Source organism: Aquiflexum lacus, from assembly GCF_015476655.1.
In the GTDB taxonomy this organism is placed as follows: Bacteria; Bacteroidota; Bacteroidia; order Cytophagales; family Cyclobacteriaceae; genus Aquiflexum; species Aquiflexum lacus.
In genome coordinates this window covers 1-389 of sequence record NZ_JABFHF010000093.1, presented here as the reverse complement: position 1 = coordinate 389, position 389 = coordinate 1, and the positions used below count along the sequence as shown (strand labels likewise).

The window sequence follows — 389 nt, the reverse complement described above, 5'->3', positions numbered from 1 at the left end:
CAAGTGCCAGTCCCATGACCCCCTGCGTCCATGTCACCCCAATGGTATTCTGAATAACCGCATCGTTTCCGTTACCGGAATGATCCACAAGTATATTTCCTGATCCCTCGTCCATCTTCCAGTGGCCAACAGGACCATCAGGAGTTTCGCCTTCCGGCACTGTGGAGAAGCTTCTGATCTCTGACCAATCGGAGCTACCTCCTGTATTCAGGGATCTGACCCGCCAGAAGTAATCCGTATTGGCAAGAAGCACGTCAGTGCTGAGAGAAATATCGGATGTCTCGGTATCCAGTACAATCTGACCAAAACCCGGGTCGGTGGCAAGCTGTAGCTTGTAACCGAGGGCAAATTCTGATGCAAGCCATAAGAACTGTACCTCCGGAACAATA

General features: G+C 50.9%; 1 protein-coding gene. It reads right to left on the bottom strand.

The window, feature by feature from the left end:
• On the bottom strand, window positions 1–389 hold a 389-nt coding region (locus tag HMJ38_RS25880), incomplete at both ends, for a DUF4962 domain-containing protein (protein WP_228780279.1).